Source organism: Chryseobacterium sp. GW821-FHT04C04 (assembly GCF_059420365.1).
The window spans coordinates 503473-520757 of record NZ_JBWKTO010000005.1 but is presented as its reverse complement, the minus strand read 5'-3'; the positions used below and the strand labels follow the sequence as shown (position 1 = coordinate 520757).

General features: G+C 36.9%; 18 protein-coding genes. 9 read left to right on the top strand and 9 right to left on the bottom strand.

Annotation, left to right across the window (positions count from 1 at the left end; all coding sequences use genetic code 11):
• The first annotated feature begins 7 nt into the window (after nt 1-7).
• Nucleotides 8-1618 carry a RagB/SusD family nutrient uptake outer membrane protein gene (locus AC07UM_RS19190; RefSeq protein ID WP_494681636.1) on the top strand — a complete coding sequence of 537 codons (1611 nt, stop codon included), beginning with the start codon at nt 8-10 and terminating at the stop codon, nt 1616-1618.
• Between the two features lie 83 nt (nt 1619-1701).
• On the opposite strand, the gene AC07UM_RS19185 is transcribed toward AC07UM_RS19190, so the two are convergent.
• On the bottom strand, nt 1702-2625 hold the full coding sequence (locus AC07UM_RS19185) for a helix-turn-helix domain-containing protein (protein WP_494681635.1): 924 nt from the start codon (nt 2623-2625) through the stop codon (nt 1702-1704).
• Between the two features lie 183 nt (nt 2626-2808).
• Between AC07UM_RS19185 and AC07UM_RS19180 the strand changes: the two genes are divergently transcribed.
• The 3 genes from AC07UM_RS19180 (at nt 2809) to AC07UM_RS19170 (ending at nt 6122) form a co-directional block, all read left to right on the top strand.
• Nucleotides 2809-4338, top strand: coding sequence for an aldehyde dehydrogenase family protein (locus AC07UM_RS19180; RefSeq protein ID WP_494681634.1), 1530 nt, complete (start codon nt 2809-2811; stop codon nt 4336-4338).
• A gap of 276 nt (nt 4339-4614) precedes the next feature.
• Nucleotides 4615-5649 carry an alcohol dehydrogenase AdhP gene (gene adhP / locus AC07UM_RS19175; RefSeq protein ID WP_494681633.1) on the top strand — a complete coding sequence of 345 codons (1035 nt, stop codon included), beginning with the start codon at nt 4615-4617 and terminating at the stop codon, nt 5647-5649.
• A gap of 89 nt (nt 5650-5738) precedes the next feature.
• Nucleotides 5739-6122 (top strand): DUF779 domain-containing protein, encoded by a 384-nt coding sequence (locus tag AC07UM_RS19170; RefSeq protein ID WP_494681632.1) that lies wholly within the window; start codon nt 5739-5741, stop codon nt 6120-6122.
• A 25-nt stretch (nt 6123-6147) separates the two neighbouring features.
• Here AC07UM_RS19170 and AC07UM_RS19165 read toward each other — a convergent pair whose 3' ends face one another.
• Together AC07UM_RS19165 and AC07UM_RS19160 are read right to left on the bottom strand one after the other, a co-directional pair.
• The gene (locus tag AC07UM_RS19165) at nt 6148-6660 is read right to left on the bottom strand and encodes a hypothetical protein (protein ID WP_494681631.1); all 513 of its coding nucleotides are present in this window, start codon (nt 6658-6660) and stop codon (nt 6148-6150) included.
• Between the two features lie 28 nt (nt 6661-6688).
• Entirely contained in the window at nt 6689-7888 is a 1200-nt protein-coding gene (locus AC07UM_RS19160; RefSeq protein ID WP_494681630.1) for a dicarboxylate/amino acid:cation symporter, read from the bottom strand.
• A 93-nt stretch (nt 7889-7981) separates the two neighbouring features.
• On the opposite strand from AC07UM_RS19160, the gene AC07UM_RS19155 reads away from it, so the two are divergent.
• The 3 genes from AC07UM_RS19155 to AC07UM_RS19145 are packed head-to-tail and all read left to right on the top strand — an operon-like array spanning nt 7982 to nt 9770.
• A complete protein-coding gene (locus AC07UM_RS19155; RefSeq protein ID WP_494681629.1) occupies nt 7982-8899 on the top strand; it encodes a DnaJ C-terminal domain-containing protein in 918 nt (305 codons plus the stop codon).
• Nucleotides 8900-8902: 3 nt separating this feature from the next.
• Nucleotides 8903-9205: a chaperone modulator CbpM gene (locus AC07UM_RS19150; RefSeq protein WP_494681628.1), complete on the top strand. Its 303-nt coding sequence runs from the start codon at nt 8903-8905 to the stop codon at nt 9203-9205.
• Nucleotides 9206-9242: 37 nt separating this feature from the next.
• Nucleotides 9243-9770, top strand: coding sequence for a hypothetical protein (locus tag AC07UM_RS19145; RefSeq protein ID WP_494681627.1), 528 nt, complete (start codon nt 9243-9245; stop codon nt 9768-9770).
• Between the two features lie 94 nt (nt 9771-9864).
• Here AC07UM_RS19145 and AC07UM_RS19140 read toward each other — a convergent pair whose 3' ends face one another.
• Both AC07UM_RS19140 and AC07UM_RS19135 read right to left on the bottom strand, forming a co-directional pair.
• Nucleotides 9865-10863, bottom strand: coding sequence for a PLP-dependent cysteine synthase family protein (locus tag AC07UM_RS19140; protein WP_494681626.1), 999 nt, complete (start codon nt 10861-10863; stop codon nt 9865-9867).
• A gap of 133 nt (nt 10864-10996) precedes the next feature.
• Nucleotides 10997-12226 (bottom strand): ABC transporter permease, encoded by a 1230-nt coding sequence (locus AC07UM_RS19135; RefSeq protein WP_494681625.1) that lies wholly within the window; start codon nt 12224-12226, stop codon nt 10997-10999.
• A 4-nt stretch (nt 12227-12230) separates the two neighbouring features.
• On the opposite strand from AC07UM_RS19135, the gene AC07UM_RS19130 reads away from it, so the two are divergent.
• A complete protein-coding gene (locus AC07UM_RS19130; protein ID WP_494681624.1) occupies nt 12231-13427 on the top strand; it encodes an exo-beta-N-acetylmuramidase NamZ family protein in 1197 nt (398 codons plus the stop codon).
• Here AC07UM_RS19130 and AC07UM_RS19125 read toward each other — a convergent pair whose 3' ends face one another.
• The 4 genes from AC07UM_RS19125 to AC07UM_RS19110 all read right to left on the bottom strand — a co-directional run bounded on the left by AC07UM_RS19125 (nt 13428) and on the right by AC07UM_RS19110 (nt 16000).
• Complete coding sequence (locus AC07UM_RS19125; protein ID WP_109737933.1) at nt 13428-13634, bottom strand: hypothetical protein; 207 nt, start codon at nt 13632-13634, stop codon at nt 13428-13430.
• Nucleotides 13635-13638: 4 nt separating this feature from the next.
• Nucleotides 13639-14271 carry a DUF3575 domain-containing protein gene (locus AC07UM_RS19120; RefSeq protein WP_494681623.1) on the bottom strand — a complete coding sequence of 211 codons (633 nt, stop codon included), beginning with the start codon at nt 14269-14271 and terminating at the stop codon, nt 13639-13641.
• Between the two features lie 14 nt (nt 14272-14285).
• A complete protein-coding gene (locus tag AC07UM_RS19115; protein ID WP_494681622.1) occupies nt 14286-15461 on the bottom strand; it encodes a thioredoxin family protein in 1176 nt (391 codons plus the stop codon).
• A 179-nt stretch (nt 15462-15640) separates the two neighbouring features.
• Nucleotides 15641-16000, bottom strand: a complete 360-nt coding sequence (locus tag AC07UM_RS19110; RefSeq protein ID WP_494681621.1) for a winged helix-turn-helix transcriptional regulator — start codon at nt 15998-16000, stop codon at nt 15641-15643.
• Nucleotides 16001-16142: 142 nt separating this feature from the next.
• Between AC07UM_RS19110 and AC07UM_RS19105 the strand changes: the two genes are divergently transcribed.
• Nucleotides 16143-17087, top strand: a complete 945-nt coding sequence (locus tag AC07UM_RS19105; RefSeq protein ID WP_494681620.1) for an alpha/beta hydrolase — start codon at nt 16143-16145, stop codon at nt 17085-17087.
• The last annotated feature ends 198 nt before the right edge of the window (nt 17088-17285 follow it).

Sequence of the window (17285 nt, the reverse complement as noted above, 5' to 3'; positions counted from 1 at the left end):
AAGAATTATGAAAAGAATTATAAATACAATATTAGTTGTAGCAACCTTATCATCTGCAGCATTTGCGCTGAACAGTTGTCAGGATGCACTTGATATAAAGCAGCCGGGAGAATTACAGGAGCAAGATCTGTATACAAGTGTTGCTAATCTAGGCGAAGTTTTAAACGGATCTGTATATGCTCAGTTGGATCCAATTGATGAGATCTACTTCACAGCTGTATTTACAGACGAAGTAAAACCAGGATCTGGTAGTGGAGGACAGGAATATTCTCTACACAGATTCTTCCTTGATCCATCTAGTGCTGTTGTAACAGGAGGAACTGTAAGTACAGCTTCAAGTGATGGGATCTGGATGAATAACTATAAAGTAATCAACAGAGTTAACAGACTTCTTGAAGGAGCAAAGAAAATTACACCTTCTTCTGCAGCAGAACAAAAACAATACGACGCGATTATTGCTCAGGCAAGAGCGATCAGAGCATATTGCTATGTACAGTTAGAAGCTTATTTCTCTCCTGATATGAAGGATCCTAATGCATTAGGAGTAATCCTTCTGAAAGATGTTCCTTCTACCGATGCACAATTACCAAGAGCTAAGAATCAGGACGTATATGATTTCATTAATGCTGATTTAGATTACGCAAGAAATATATTATTATATCCTGGTCAAGCAGGGTATCCTTCTGAAGGAAGATATTTGACAGATAAAACTTTTGTAAATGCTGTTACTGCACGTTTCAATTTGTATAGAGGAAATACAACCTTAGCAAAACAATACGCACAGGAAGTTATAACAAATTCAACTTTATCATTAACTCAGGCATCTCCATCTACGGTTAACAATCTTGTTGTTGGATCTAAAGAATGGAATGTACCATTTTATGATGTAGCAAGTTCTTTCAATCCATATAGAAACCTTTGGAATGATTCTTCAAGAGGAGAAATTATCTTCTCTCTAAACAGACTTCCATTAGGAGCTGGAGGATCAATTGGTTCAAGATGGAATACAAACCAGTCAAATATTACAGGTTCTCCAATGTGGTTCTGGGGAAGAAATCTATATAATTTATTCACGGGTACTCCTGGAGATATCAGAAGATATGCTTATGTAGATCCTACAGAAACACCAAAGGCTAACTATGCAAGTGCAACTGCAGGAAATACAAGAACTGATGGATTGGTTATTGACAAATATCCTGGTAAAACAAGTACAGCGACAAGAAATGATGTAAAAGTTTTCAGATTATCAGAAATGTATTTCATTTTGGCTGAAGCTGAAGTGAAAGCAGGAAACCTTACAGCAGCTCATGATTTGATTCAACAAGTAAGAGCGGCAAGAAATTACCTAGGAACGGCTACAACGCCTGCTTATGCATCAGCACAATTCGCTTATGCAGACATCTTGAAAGAGCGTAGAATAGAACTAGCACTTGAAGGACACCGTTTCATTGACTTGAAAAGACTTGCTGTATTGGCTAATGTAAGTATGGACAGAAACCCTACGGATGATATTATCGATGTGAAAAATCTTCCAAATGGTGATTACAGATATACATTACCTATTCCAATCAGAGAAATCTCTGCAAACCCTAGTGTTAAGCAGAATGACAATTATTAAGATTTAATTTTAATATATTTATTAAGAAGAGCCTCATTTATGGGGCTCTTTTTTTATAACTTATCTTGAGTTTGTCAATAAAATTACCTCACAAGCATTCTGTCCTGATAGCTTTTCGGAGTGATACCCTCCAATTGCTTAAATACCCTTGTGAAATAGTTCGTATCTGAAAATCCGGTCTGAAAAGCAGTTTCCTTGATGCTGGTTTGGCTGGCCAGCAATTCTTTTGCACGGCTGATTCTTTCCTGCAAAATGAAATCATTAGGGGAGGTTCCCAGTTCATCTTTAAACATTTTAAAGAAATTTGATTTACTTACATAAGCCAGCTTTGCAATACTGTCAATAGACAATTTCTGATGTAGGTTTCTTTTAATATAATTTACCACAAACCCTATCCTGGATTTATTCTTTACAATATTTTTTTCCACCATACTCCTTGCCTGGGTCTGCATCAATCTGATCAGAAGTTCTTTCAATGCAAAATCTGCCATGATATCCTTTTGTGAATTATCATCCATAGCAATCCTCATAATATTATTGGTAGCAGAGGCAAGCGCCTTATTATTAAACAGAAAATATTCATCCAGCTGAATATTCCATTGCGAAGTTTCATCCACTTTAGGAAGATGGTAATTGAGATAGTTGAGAGAATCCTCAATAAAATCAGGATTAAGGCTTAATGAAATACACTGTGTAGGAGTTTCATCTGCCTCAGGAAAATCAATAACCATAGTTTCTCCCGGAGCTACCAGAATACTTTCCCCCGGATAATAATCAAAATAACTCGTCTTCTTATCCAGTTTCATATGTTTCTTCCCCCTGAGCATGGCTGTAAATGCAATGTTTTCAAAATGAAGTTTTACATCAAAAGCAGCCTTGTGGGTCTCATAAATACTGAATTCACAATTATTTAGGTTGAATTTCGTCTGGTGTTCAACAAGACTCAATAGTTGGCTTTCCTTACGTAATTCAGGAGTATTTAATAAAATCTTACTATTGTTATTCATTTCTAAATTTTTTTTGAAAAGGGAGTAACTCAAATATAGAAAATTTGGGACTACGTTGCTGTTAATAAAATACTAAAATTGAAACCCTTGCACTATTTTACACTTTTTTTATAGGATTGTGCTATACTCTTTTGGTCTTCTCAGTGTAATTTGGTGGTATCGAAAAATAAAAACAAGATTAATATGAGCACTATTACAGAACCAAGATCAACGACACTTTTAGAGCGTCCAGAGTTCAAAAGCAGATATGATAATTATATTGATGGAAAATTCACACCACCTGTTAAAGGACAATATTTCGATGTAGTCTCTCCGGTGGATGGAAAAAAAATTACCCAGGTTGCCCATTCTTCCAAAGAAGATTTGGAACTGGCTGTAGATGCTGCAGAAAAAGCATTTCGTACCTGGAAAAACACCTCGTCTACAGAAAGAAGTATTATCCTGAACAAAATTGCAGACAGGATAGAACAGAACTTAGAATATCTGGCTATAGTAGAAACAATAGATAATGGTAAAGCGGTAAGAGAAACGCTTGCAGCAGACTTACCATTGGCCATTGATCATTTCAGATATTTTGCTTCCGTAATCCGTGCTGACGAAGGATCGCACAATGAGCTGGATAAAGATACCGTATCCCTGATTGTTCATGAACCTCTTGGAGTGATCGCGCAGATCATCCCTTGGAATTTCCCGATACTAATGGCTGTTTGGAAATTAGCTCCGGCATTGGCAGCAGGAAACTGTGTGGTGTTGAAACCGGCAGAAAGCACCCCTGTTTCCATCATGGTTTTAATGGAGCTTATTGGAGATCTTTTACCTGCGGGCGTTATCAATATTGTTAACGGATTTGGAGCTGAGCTAGGGAGAGCATTAGTGACCAATCCCAAAGTAGCTAAAGCAGCCTTTACAGGTTCTACCGCTACAGGGCGTCTGGTAATGCAGTATGCAACAGAAAATATCATTCCTGTAACCCTGGAATTGGGAGGTAAGTCACCTAACGTTTTCTTCAGCTCTGTAATGGATGCAGATGATGAATTTTTAGATAAAGCGATAGAAGGAGCCGTTCTTTTTGCCCTTAATCAGGGAGAGATCTGTACATGCCCTTCAAGGCTGCTGGTTCAGGAAGATATCGCAGACGCCTTTATTGAAAGGGTGATCGAAAGAGTAAAAGCCATCAAAGTAGGAAACCCACTGGATAAAACCGTCATGATGGGAGCACAGGCTTCACAGATTCAGAAAGATAAAATCCTTTCCTATATCCAATTAGGAGTAGAAGAAGGAGCAGAAGTATTGGTAGGAGGAGCGGTAAACCATTTGGGTGAAGACCTGGAAGACGGGTACTATATCCAGCCTACTATTTTCAAAGGAAACAACAGAATGAGAATTTTCCAGGAAGAAATTTTCGGCCCGGTGCTGGCATTCACAACCTTCAAAGATGAAGAAGAAGCCGTGAAAATTGCCAATGATACCATTTATGGACTTGGAGCTGGAGTGTGGACAAGAGATGCCCATCAGCTGTATAACGTTCCACGTCAGATTGAAGCAGGAAGAGTATGGGTAAACCAATATCACTCTTACCCTGCAGGAGCACCTTTCGGAGGCTACAAACAATCAGGAATAGGACGAGAAAATCATAAAATGATGCTCGATCATTACCGTCAAACCAAAAACATGCTGATTTCTTATAACAAGAATAAGTTAGGTTTCTTTTAATATTATTTAGGACGTGCCCGATTGCCTTGGCTTTTTCCAGGGCAAAACGGTCGGGCTATGCAGGGCTGCACTTCGTTTCGGTACTTCATTGCATTCCGCACCGGCTCGTTCCTCGCCGCCCTTACTATCCCTCACGCAGGGAAATATCTGTCTTTTGATGTAAATATTCTATATAATTATTGACTTTATAAAGGCAATCCCAACCATTTACAGTTACCCGTTCAGACATTGTGATAAAATCTAATAACCCGTAATAACTCGATCAAAAAATAAAATATGATTCCAAAAACTATGAAAGCGGCAGTAGTCCAGGGCTACGGCCAGCCTCTGAAAATAGAAGAAGTACCCGTAAGAACCCCCGGAAGATATGAAGTCCTTGTCAAAGTGATGGCATGTGGAGTTTGCCACACAGATTTACACGCTATAGATGGCGATTGGCCTGCAAAACCAAAGATGCCCCTTATCCCTGGACATGAAGGAGTTGGGATTGTGGTAGCCTGCGGACCAGAAGCTTTTGTAAAAGAAGGAGATGCGGTCGGTGTCCCATGGTTGTACAGTGCCTGTGGATGTTGTGATTACTGTATCACAGGATGGGAAACCCTTTGTGAAACACAGAAAAACGGAGGCTATAGTGTGGATGGCGGGTTTGCAGAATATGTGATTGCAGACTCAAGATATGTAGGACATTTGAAATCAAATGTAAACTTCCTTGAAATTGCTCCTATATTATGTGCCGGAGTAACTGTTTATAAAGGATTGAAAGAAACCGAAACAAAACCTGGAGAATGGGTTGCTATCTCAGGAATTGGTGGATTGGGACACGTAGCAGTTCAATATGCAAAAGCAATGGGAATGCATGTAGCAGCTATTGATGTTGCAGATGATAAGCTTGAGCTGGCGAAAAAATTGGGTGCAGATTTGGTGGTCAACGCAAAAAATACAGATCCCGGAGAATATCTGCATAAAGAAGTTGGCGGAATGCACGGTGCATTGATTACAGCAGTTTCACCCATTGCATTCAAACAGGGAATAGATGTTTTGAGAAGAAAAGGAACCATTGCACTCAACGGGCTCCCTCCCGGATCCTTTGAGCTTCCGATCTTTGAAACCGTACTAAAAAGAATCACCGTAAGAGGTTCCATTGTAGGAACCCGAAAAGATTTGCAGGAAGCATTAGATTTTGCTAACGAAGGCTTGGTAAAAGCCACCGTAACTTCTGCAAAGCTTGAAGATATTAATGACGTCTTTGATAAAATGAAAAAAGGACAAATTGACGGCAGAATCGTTTTGGATATTGCCGGCTCAAATTAATTGATGATGTGTTGCTGATCCCGGTTAGAATGTATTGCACCGGGATCTTTTTATAACGATAAGGTTTGTATCAGGCTAAAACAAAAACAATGGAAGCAAAAATAGCAAGACTTTCTGCAACGGAACAAGCCCTTGAAGTCATTCGGAAGCTTGAAGACCAATATGGGCCTCTGATGTTTTATCAGGCAGGAGGATGCTGTGAAGGGACACAGCCACAATGTTTTGAAAAAGGGGGATTTTTCCCCAGAATGAATGATGCAATGATCGGAACCATCAATGGATATGAGTTCTGGATAGATCGCGATCTTTTTGAATACTGGAAATATTCACACTTCACGTTGGATGTTACAGATGGTTTGGGTCCCGGAGGCTTCTCTTTGGAAACTCCTTTAGGCAAAACCTTTAAAGTTCACTACAGGCTTTTCACTCCTGATGAATATGAAAATCTGGAACCTGTGAAACGCAGCGAATAGAATTTTAATAGTAAAGAGAAAAAATTTAAGGCTTTTGAGCAATATAAATGAGTTCTCTTTCAAATTCATATTTTCCTCGTGAAATTCCCCTTTTTATGATGAAATATTGAGAAACAGCTATTATTAAAGCCACTACCAGGAACATAAGGTCTTGTTGCCCTCTTCCTATATTGACAAAAATTGCCACTAAGCAAAAAAGTAGGATGCCTATACAATTGAAAATCTGAAATCCGGATGGGCGAACTTCTACCGAGACAGATGATGTACCATTTTCATTTGAAATGTGCCCATGAAATACGGGGTTATTCATATTGATATCAAATATTCTTGTCCTTCTTTTGATTGTAAAACTTTCTTCATCAATCATTCCTCTATATTCAAACCTTGTAGGAATTGCAGAATCTTTTTCCAGTGATATAAAAGTGGTATTGGTTTTATAAGTGATTTTCCATAACCTTTGAATCAGATCAGATCTGCTGATATTGACTTCCACTTTGGAACTGTCATATAATCCGATATTTTTAAAAAATGAACTCATTTCGTAACAAAAAATAGGTGAAATTAGATCAGACCTTTACAAACCGGTTGACAAACATAGCTGCGACGATATCTCCTACAGCATTCAGAACTGTAGCCAAAGGATCTACCAAAGTCCCGATGATCATGACAGCCGGAATAGCTTCCTGAGGTAATTTGTAGACGGAGATCATCAGCATTTCCCCAATATATCCACCATTAGGAATACCTCCAGCTACAATACTGACGAAAACAGTAATCCCTAATGCTAATAACAGGTTGGCAGGATCAAAGAAATCCTTTCCAATGATTAAAAATGCCACATAGATCTTAATAATAGAAGACATGGAAGATCCATTTTTATGAAGCGTAGTCCCAATAGGGATCACCAGATTAGCAATAGAATTCGGAATTCCGATTTTAGAGGCTGCCTGTAAATTGGCCGGCATAGTAGCAAAACTGCTGCAGGTACTGATTGCCGTTAAACTAGGATAGATAGCGTTCGTCCAGAAGCTTTTCACTCCTTTCCTTCCATTTGCCATAAAAGCATAAATGGAAAAGAAGACTAAGAAGTAAATAATTCCTGCGATATAATACAGCCCCAAAGGTTTAGCATAAAATCCGAAAAGCTGTGGTCCTAAAGTGGCTACCTGATACGCAAAATAGGCTCCCAGACCAATTGGAGCGAGTTTCATAACCAGCAAAAGAAGCTCTTTCATTACTTCATAACCCGAAGCAATAAAAGCCCTGAAAGGCTGCCCCTGCTCTCCTGTTTTTCTGGCAGCAAATCCTGTCATAAATGCAAATACCAGGAGTGCCAGCATATTTCGTCTCGAAAAAAGCTCTGTGAATTCTCCTACCGTGAAGAAGCTTACTATTCTGTTGCCCCAAGTATCATCATTAGCTGCTTCTGCAATCATATCAGAGCTTCCTGAAACTCCGGAAACCGGAAACAGATATACAGCACAGATCGTAAAAACAGCCGCAGTAAGAATAAAGAATAAAAAAGTAAGAGCCATCACAAGGATGATCTTTCCAAATTTAGACTGCTGTTCTAAAGAGGCAATAGAGTTGGATACTGCAAAAAATACTAGAGGAACCACACTTACAAAAAGAAGATTAAGAAAAATATCTCCCAGAGGCTTAATGTACTCCACAAAACCTGGAGCAACGATTCCTATGATGCTTCCGATTGTTATTCCCAAAAGTAAAAATATAATTCCGGAGTAGTTTTTCAATACCTCTTTCATGTAGCGCTTTTTATCAAAGATAAGTTTATTTTTAACACTCTGTTATACAATTTTCAGACCTAAATTTCATAAATTTGGGTAAACCTCATTTCTATGGCTTATATAGATTACTATAAAACTTTAGGCGTAGATAAAAGCGCAACACAGGATGATATCAAAAAGGCTTACCGGAAATTGGCCAGGAAACTTCATCCCGATCTTAATCCTGATGACAAGGAAGCAGAAAAGAAATTCAAAGAACTGAACGAAGCCAATGAAGTGCTCAGCAATTCTGAAAACAGGTCTAAGTATGATAAGTACGGTGAGCATTGGAAACATGGTGAAGAATACGAAAAGGCTCAACAGCAGCAACAAAGACAATATCAACAGCAAAGTAATAGCAGAGGAAGCTCCTCCGGGGCAGACTTTGGTGAAGGAGAAGATTTTTCAGATTTCTTCCAAAGCATGTTCGGTGGGGCAGAAGGCGGTTTTGGCAGAAACTCAAGAGGAAGAGCTTCCGGAAAATTCAAAGGAAAGGATATACAGGCTGAACTTAATCTGAACTTAAGAGATGCCGCAAAAACCCACCAGCAGACTTTTGATATCAATGGAAAGAAAGTCAGAATTACAATTCCGGCAGGGGTATATGACGGGCAGCAGATCAAATTAAAAGGACATGGAAGCCCAGGAGTAAACGGAGGACCAGGCGGAGATTTATATATTACTTTTAATATTCCTATAGATCCAGATTTTGAAAGAATTGGAGATGACTTGAAAACCAAAGTAGCAATTGATCTTTATACTGCTGTTTTAGGCGGAGAAGTGAATGTGAATACACTGGACGGAAGCGTTAATCTTAAAGTAAAACCGGAAACCCAAAGCGGAGCCACAGTAAGACTTAAAGGCAAAGGTTTTCCTGTTTATAAAAAAGAAGGACAACATGGAGATCTTTTTGTAACGTATGAAGTAAAACTGCCAACCAATCTTACTGAAAAGCAGAAAGAACTTTTTGAACAACTAAAAAATTCCTAAGCTATGAGTGAAAGAATATCACGGGAAGAACTCGTAAGAATCTATAACATAGAAATCACTTTTTTTGATGAGCTTGTAGAATATGGGCTATTGAATATACAGATTGAAGAGAATGTTCATTATCTGATGTATGAAGATCTGCCTGATCTGGAAAAGTTTGCTAACTGGCATTATGATCTCGAAGTCAATCTTCCTGGTCTTGAAGTGATTCATAATATGCTGAAAAAGCTGGATGCGCTGAACCGTAGAAACAGAGAACTGATGAACAAACTTTCTGCAATAAGTGATCAATATGAAGATATTTAGTTTAGTTTTGTAGCTTTTTAAAGCAAACTCTATAATTATGAATGAAGAAAAGGTGATTACACTAAAATCGGACAGAAAGATTTTTGAAGATATTTATTTTAGCGGTAATCAGGGCAGTCTGCTTTTTTCACCTACAACGAAAAGTAAAACAGTTACCACTATTGTAGCTGCAGTGATCGTTTTCATTGTATTTCTTTTAAAAGATAGTTTGAGCAAAGAAAGTGTGGGTGTTTTATATTTTATGAGTTTTATATTTTTACTTTGTGCTGTTTTTCTATCTGTAAGCGTCAATAAAGTGTCAAGATGGAAGAAGCAGGTGAATCATTATTTAAATGGGCTGGAAAAGTGTAAAGTATATGACATCAGATTTGATCAGAATTTTTTCACTGTAAATATTGATGGAGAAAAAGAAACCAGTGAATGGAAAGATTTTGAATATTTTGACAGTAGTAATGAATTTATTTCTCTTGAAGGAAAATACAATTATATGTTTCCAAGAAAAGCAATGACTGAGAGAGAGTACAGCTTTCTCAAAAATGTATTGAAAGAGAATATCAATAAATAAAAAAACGGAGTAAAATTATTTTACTCCGTTTTTTTATATGGAAATTAACATTTTTACCCTTTAAAAGGTATGCCAATTTATCGTCTCTGCTTTATTAGCCTTCTTTGCTTTCTTCCAGCCAGCCCATTTCCTTCATCCACTCATCATTGTAGATTTTTCCTACATATCTTGAGCCATGGTCGTGAAGGAGAACAACGATTACATCATCTTTTGTGAACTGATCTTTCATTTGAATCAATGAAGCGATTGCACTTCCGGCAGAATATCCACAGAAAATACCTTCTTCTTTAGCCAGTTTTCTTGCATAGATGGCACCGTCTTTATCAGTTACTTTTTCAAAATGATCAATCACAGACATATCATAATTCTCAGGAATGATATCTTCTCCAATACCTTCCGTAATATAAGTATAAGCGTGGTCGTAATGTAATTCCCCAGTTTCGTGGAATTCTTTCAAAATAGAACCGTAAGTATCCACTCCAATTACTTTGATATCAGCATTTTTTTCTTTGAAGAACGTTCCGCAACCTGTAATAGTACCTCCAGTTCCTGCTCCTGCCACAAAGTGAGTAAGTTTTCCTTCAGTCTGTTCCCAGATCTCAGGCGCTGTAGATTCATAATGAGCAGCTCTGTTGGATAAGTTATCATATTGGTTGACATACCATCCGTTTTCCGTTTCTTTTGCCAGTCTTTTGGAAACTGAATAATAAGAACGCGGGTCAGTAGGTTTTACATCTGTAGGACAAACGATTACTTCAGCACCTACAGCACGAAGGATGTCGCATTTTTCTTTTGATTGCTTAGAATTGGTTACAAAAATACATTTGTAGCCTTTAATGATCGCAGCCAATGCCAGCCCCATTCCTGTATTTCCGGAAGTCCCTTCAATAATGGTTCCCCCAGGTTTTAGCCTGCCGTCTTTTTCGGCATCTTCTATCATTCTAAGAGCCATTCTGTCCTTTACTGAATTTCCAGGATTGAAAGTCTCTACTTTTGCCAATACTAATGCCGGGAAATCTTTACCTAATACTTTGTTAAGCTTTACCAGCGGTGTGTTACCTATCGTTTCAAGGATATTTTTTGCGTATTTCATAAATGGTTTATATGCGGCGCAAAGATAAGGCTTTTAAAATTATCTGCGCTGTGGATAACGTGTGGATAAGTTGTGGATAAAATTGAAATGAATTGAAAAACAACTCATAATCTATCAATTTTTAATGATCAATTTAGTTGTACTTAATAGCCTTCACAGGAGAAATTTTACTGATCAGATAGCTGGGAATAATTAAAGCCAAGCCTGAAATAATAAGAATTCCCACCGAGATAGAAATAATGGCGACAGGATTAAGGTCTACCGGAACTGTACTTACGTAATAGTTTTCCGGGTTAAGCTTTATCACACCAAAGAATTTCTGGATTAAAATAAGTCCCAATCCGATAGCATTTCCGTATAAAAGCCCCGGAATCATAATGATCAGGGTATAATTGATGAAGGTTGCTCTTATCTGTGAATTGCTCGCTCCTAAAGTTTTAAGAAGACCAATAGAATTGGTTCTTTCAATAATAAGAATCAGAAGAACCATAATGATATTGATGACCACTACGATCAGCATAATAATGATAATCAAAGCGATATTGGTGTCAAAAATACTGATCCAGTCGGTAATTTGCGGAAACTTTTCAGTGGCTTTTTCAGCGTAGTTTTTATAACCAATCAGTTTTTCAATTTCGGGAAAATCTTTGTCAATGTCATTTACATTTTTGAAGAAAATGTCTATTCCGCCAATTTCATCAGGCTTCATATCCTGAATTTTTCTTGCATGGTTTATCCCGCCGATAACAAACTGCTCATCGATCAGTTTAATATCAGTTCTATAAATACCGATGATTCTGAATTTTCGGTAAAGTGGTTTTTGATCAGCTTTTAAAAATACGGTAACAATGCTGTCATTTACTTTAAGATGAAGGTCATTAGCTATTTTTTGTGAAACAGCAACATCATTGTTGAAGCCTTTCTCAGTCACTTTCGGAGTCGTACCGGCAATCAGGAATTTTTTAAATCTTAAACTGTCAAAATCTTTTCCAATTCCTTTAAATATAATTCCAGCGAAATTGTGCTTATTACGCATAATTCCGGTAACCGTTACATATTTCTGGGTACTTTCTACATCAGGCAGTTCTTTGATTTTTGCAATATTCAGCCCCTGGTTATCAAGTACTGAGGTATTGTAGGATGAGTTGGATCGGGTAGATCTTACTGTAATATGTCCGCTGAAATCTGCCAGCCTCTCTTTGATAGCTTTTTTGGAACCAAAACCAGTGGCGACGGTAATTAAAGAAACAATAATCCCCAATGCTACGGAAAGCCTGCCAATGAAGATGATAACCCTTGAAAGGTTATTTTTGTTATCTTTGGAAAATGCTATTTTTCTAGAGAAATATAAAGGAAATTTCAAGCTTATGAATTTAGATTTCAAAATTAAAAATTTACTTCTGATTTGCCTAATTTTTTTAGGAGTATTCAATCAATATTATTCTCAGACTCAAGTTCAATCTGATTTCAAAACCGGAGCAGACCAGCCTGAAATTTATTTACCACTATTAAAAGGTAAGACCATAGGGATTGTTACCAATCAGACAGGTTTGATGAGTGACAGGACTTATTTGGTAGATTTTCTGGTAAAAAACGGAATTAAGATCAAATCTATTTTTGCTCCTGAACATGGCTTCAGAGGAGATGCTGATGCAGGTGCAAAAGTGAAAAACGGACTAGATGTGAAAACCGGGATTCCTATTGTTTCTCTTTATGGCAATAATAAAAAGCCAAAGCCGGAGCAGCTTGCCGGGATTGATGTTGTTGTTTTCGATATCCAGGATGTTGGAGTGAGGTTCTATACCTATATTTCCACTTTATCTTACCTGATGGAAGCAGGTGCTGAAAATAATGTTGAGATAATGGTATTGGATCGTCCCAATCCGCATGACGGGTACACTGATGGACCTGTATTAAGAAAAAAATGGGCCAGTTTTGTAGGATTGCATGAGGTTCCTGTAGTATATGGGCTTACGATAGGAGAGTATGGAAAGATGGTCAACGGTGAGAAGTGGCTGAAAAATGGAGTTCAAGCTAAGTATACGCTTATCCCTATGAAAAACTATCATAAGAAGCAGCGTTATCCAATACTTGACAAGCCTTCTCCTAACTTACCCAATGATAAAGCAATCAATTTATATCCGAGTCTGTGCTTTTTTGAAGGAACTCAGGTTTCAGTAGGAAGAGGAACAGATCTCCCTTTTCAGATTTATGGTTCTCCATGGACAGAAAATCTGCCATACCAGTTTACACCAAAGCCAAGCTATGGGGCTAAAGATCCTTTCCTGAACGGAAAATTATGTTATGGTGAAAATCTCTCCAATTATCATAAAGATTTAAGAGAACTCAATCTTGAATGGGTAATCAAAGCTTATCAGAATTATAAAAACCCTCAGCAGGATTTCTTTCTGAAAAACCTGTGGTTTGATACCTTATCCGGAACTGATGAATTTAGGAAACAGATCATCGCTGGAAAATCAATTCCGGAAATTAAAGATTCATGGAAAAAAGAGTTGGAAAATTTCGAAAAGATCAGAACCCAATATGTGGTGTATGAAGATTAATTAATCAAAATTTTGGGGTGGATTTTTATCGTTTTTACCCTTATTTAATATAAAAAGTCCCACCGTCAATCCAACGACTCCTGCAAAAGCAGTCAATAAAGCTCTTTGCAATTTATCAGGCAGATCATTTCCGATATAATTCATTAAAAAAAGGATCACAAAAGTGATCACTAAAATGATAATATGATTTTTTCCGAATAGCTTCATTGTCTTATTTTAATTTATAGGAAATCATTACCCCTCCTCTGTAAGGAATGATTTCACCACTTTTATTAAATTTCTCTGCAGAATCATAGCGTCTTCCCGTAGACTTGTCATATCCTTTATAAAATCCTTGTGACGTTCCTGCTGTTGCATAAATATCAAGATTCCATCGTTCAGCTAACTGAAATTGATATCCTACTGTAACTCCTAGCATTACTGAGTATCCTTTCTGATAAAGATTAGAATTGACAAGAATTTCTCCGTTCCAGTTTTCAAAAGCATTATCATTCCAATAATTCCATTTTGAAGCACTATAAGCAGCAAAAGCAACGTTAGCTCCTACATACCAATGTTTGAAAGCCTCATTGAAATAGTATCTTCCTTCTGCAGATACAGAATAAAACTGTAGTTTGTGTCCTGAGAAAGATTTCCAGGGTGAAATGAAAACATCTCCCTGAAGCGTATATCTTGGAGCGATTTGTTTTTCTACTCCCACATTTAAGATTCCTAACGGAGCAAATACCGCATTTCCTTTTATGTATAAACTTTTATCCTGTCCTCTTTGTTCCTGTTCCTGAGCATTCAATGTACTTGCTGACAGGAAAGCTAAAATGCCTGCTGCTAATAATTTATATTTCATCCGGTATATAATGTTTATTTTATTTGCTTTAATAATTCATCTGCTAATTGAGAATCTTTGTTACCCTGAGCTGCCATATTTTTAGACATTTCAGCATAGTTTTTTGCTGTTTCCTTATTTCCGGTAAGGTAATAAAGCTTAGCAAGTATATAAGTGTTTTCGGAAGTTTCTCCTCTCATCACAGACTTTTCTGCCCATTCAGTGGCTTTCTTTAATGAAGCAGGTGCTTTCACATGATCTGCAAATATCCAGGCAGCTCTCAAAAGCTCGTTTGGGTCAAAAGTATCAGAGTTTTTATAGTAGTCTAAAGCTGCTTTCTCATACTCAGGGAAGTTAGTATTTTGCTCATAATAACTAAGCTTAGTCTGATTCAGCTTTTTTATAGCTGCTTCTTTCCCTACCAATGGTTCAGCAGTTTTCAGGAAATAATCATCATTGATTTTTTTATTTTTATCATCAATGGACTGTTCTACTATTTTTCCTAGTTTTAACTGTGCATCAAATTCTTTGTAAGTTTCTTCAGGAAGAAATTTAATGATCTCTACTTTTCTGGAAGCAAAAATATTATAATTAGTGTCTTCGGATGATTTTACAAAATAAAGAAGAAAGCCAATTTCGTCTTTTGTAAGTTCTTCTGTTTTCTTTTTGTTCTGAAAATATCTTTCAGAAGCTTTCTTAGCAAATTCATAGTCTGTATTGGCGTTCAGCTTCATGATGTTGATCAGGAATTCAGGATCCTTTTCACCACTCGCAAAACGATCTTTCAGAGACCCTTTTTTGTTTCCGGGTGAATTGATATCCTGTGCCATTGCTACAAACATACTTTCTTCCATATACCCTGTATTCCTGGAAACAAGCTCACCCTCACCATTTAGGAAAAGATAAGTAGGATAAGATCGTACTCCAAATTGAGAAGCAATGTCTCTACCCTCTCCTTTTTCCATATCAAATCTTGCATTAATGAAGTTGGTATTGTAATAATCACTCACCGATTTCTGTGTGAAAACATTTTTCTCCATCATTTTGCAGGGACCGCACCAGGAAGCATATGCATCGATAAAAACCAATTTTTTTTCCTTTTTGGCTTTGGCAATAATATCTTTATAAGGGAGTTCCTGAAACTGGATCGTTTCCTGAGCTGAGATAGCGATGGTACAAAAAATAGATATCCCGGAGATGATCTTCTTCATTTTCAAATAAGATTTGTAGGCGAAGATAATTAATTTTAAAAATATAAAACGCTGAATCTGCTGATTGAACGTTGATATTAACTAATTTTAAGATTTATACCTATTTTTTATTTTTCAGTTTTTGTATAAAAATAAGAGTTATTCTTTGGGGGGCTTTAAAATAGTAGTGGGAGTTTAGATTATTTTTTCTTAACCTTTTTATGCTCGTTACCCCATATTTCCAGCTGATCCAAAACCGGAATCAGTTTTTTACCAATTTCTGTAAGCTCGTATTCTACTTTTATGGGTACTTCTGCATATACTTTTTTGGCGATGAGTTCCTCCTGTTCCATTTTTTTTAGTTGTAGGGTAAGCATTCTTTCAGAGATATTGTGGATCCTGTCCTTCAGTTCAAAAAATCTTAGTTTCCCATGTTTAAGATGATAGCAGATGGAAAGAATCCAGCGGCCACTGATCAGATTTACGGCATATATTTCGGAACAGCTGTATTCCAGTGTTTGCTTATTTTCATTATTGGTGGATGATTCTTTAATACTCATACTTACATTTTTGTTCGTTCCAGACAATTATTGGTACACTTGGAAAGCATAATGCTGATAGGTAAATTTACAAATAAAAACAAGAAATATCTTGTTGGGAAGTGGTTTTGTCGCTTATGTAGAATAAAATATTTAGGATAATATGAATTTTAATAGAATTAATAGTGATTTAAAAAATAGTATTGAAAATGTTCCTTATTCGTTGGAAATTGATGAAAATTTATTTTTGAATGCTCCGGAAATTATTCAACAGGAAAGAAAAGAATTTACGAAAGCTCATCCTTTTAAAAAACCGGATCATATTATTGTGCAAGATATTTTTATACCAAGTTCAGAAGATGGATACGAAATCAGACTTCACATTTATCAGTCTGAAGGTTTCAACCGGGGCAGGGTTCTTCTTTACTTTCATGGAGGGGGATATGTTTTCGGGTTGCCGGAGCAGGTGGATGACCAGATGTTTGAGATAGCAGATACGCTTAAGGCAACCATTATTTCTGTTGATTACAGGCTGGCTCCCCAATATAGGTTTCCCATTCCTGTTTTAGATGGTTTTGATGCTTTACAATGGGTCATAAAATACAGTGAGTCAGAGCTGGGAATTAATTCTGATCGTATTACCGTTTTTGGGGCAAGTGCAGGTGGTCATCTTGCAGCGGCTGTAACTCAAATGGCAACAGATCATAATATTAAAAATATTGAACATCAGTTCTTACTGTATCCTGTTATTCACAACAGGCTGGATACTCCTTCAATGAAAGAATTTACTGATATTCCTCTATGGAATAAAATCTATGCAGAAACAGCGTGGCTGCATTTTCTGGGTGAAGAAAAAAAGGATAAAAGCATTCAATATTCGGATCTTACTTATTATAATAATTTTTCAAGGTTACCACAAACCACCATTGTTGCCTGTGAGTTGGACCCTTTAAGAGATGAGGATGTAGAATATGCTCAGCTTTTATATAAAGCAGGAGTGAAAACAGAATTATGGGTAATTCCAGGTGCGCTGCATGTATTTGATCTTTTCGATTCTCCTATAAAGAATGAATATAATGTGTTTCTTATGAACAGACTTTTCAAATAATGATGTAAAATAAAACAGATGAAATTGCGAGACAAAAAACCGGCATTACTTCTTATTGATATTCAAAAAGAATTTCGTGATGAAAAATATTGGGGAGGGAACCGAAATAATAAAGAAGCAGAAAAATTAATCTGAGTACATTGAAATTGCCATCTTTTTGATAATTTTTTTGAAATAAATAGCTGAAAATACATGCTA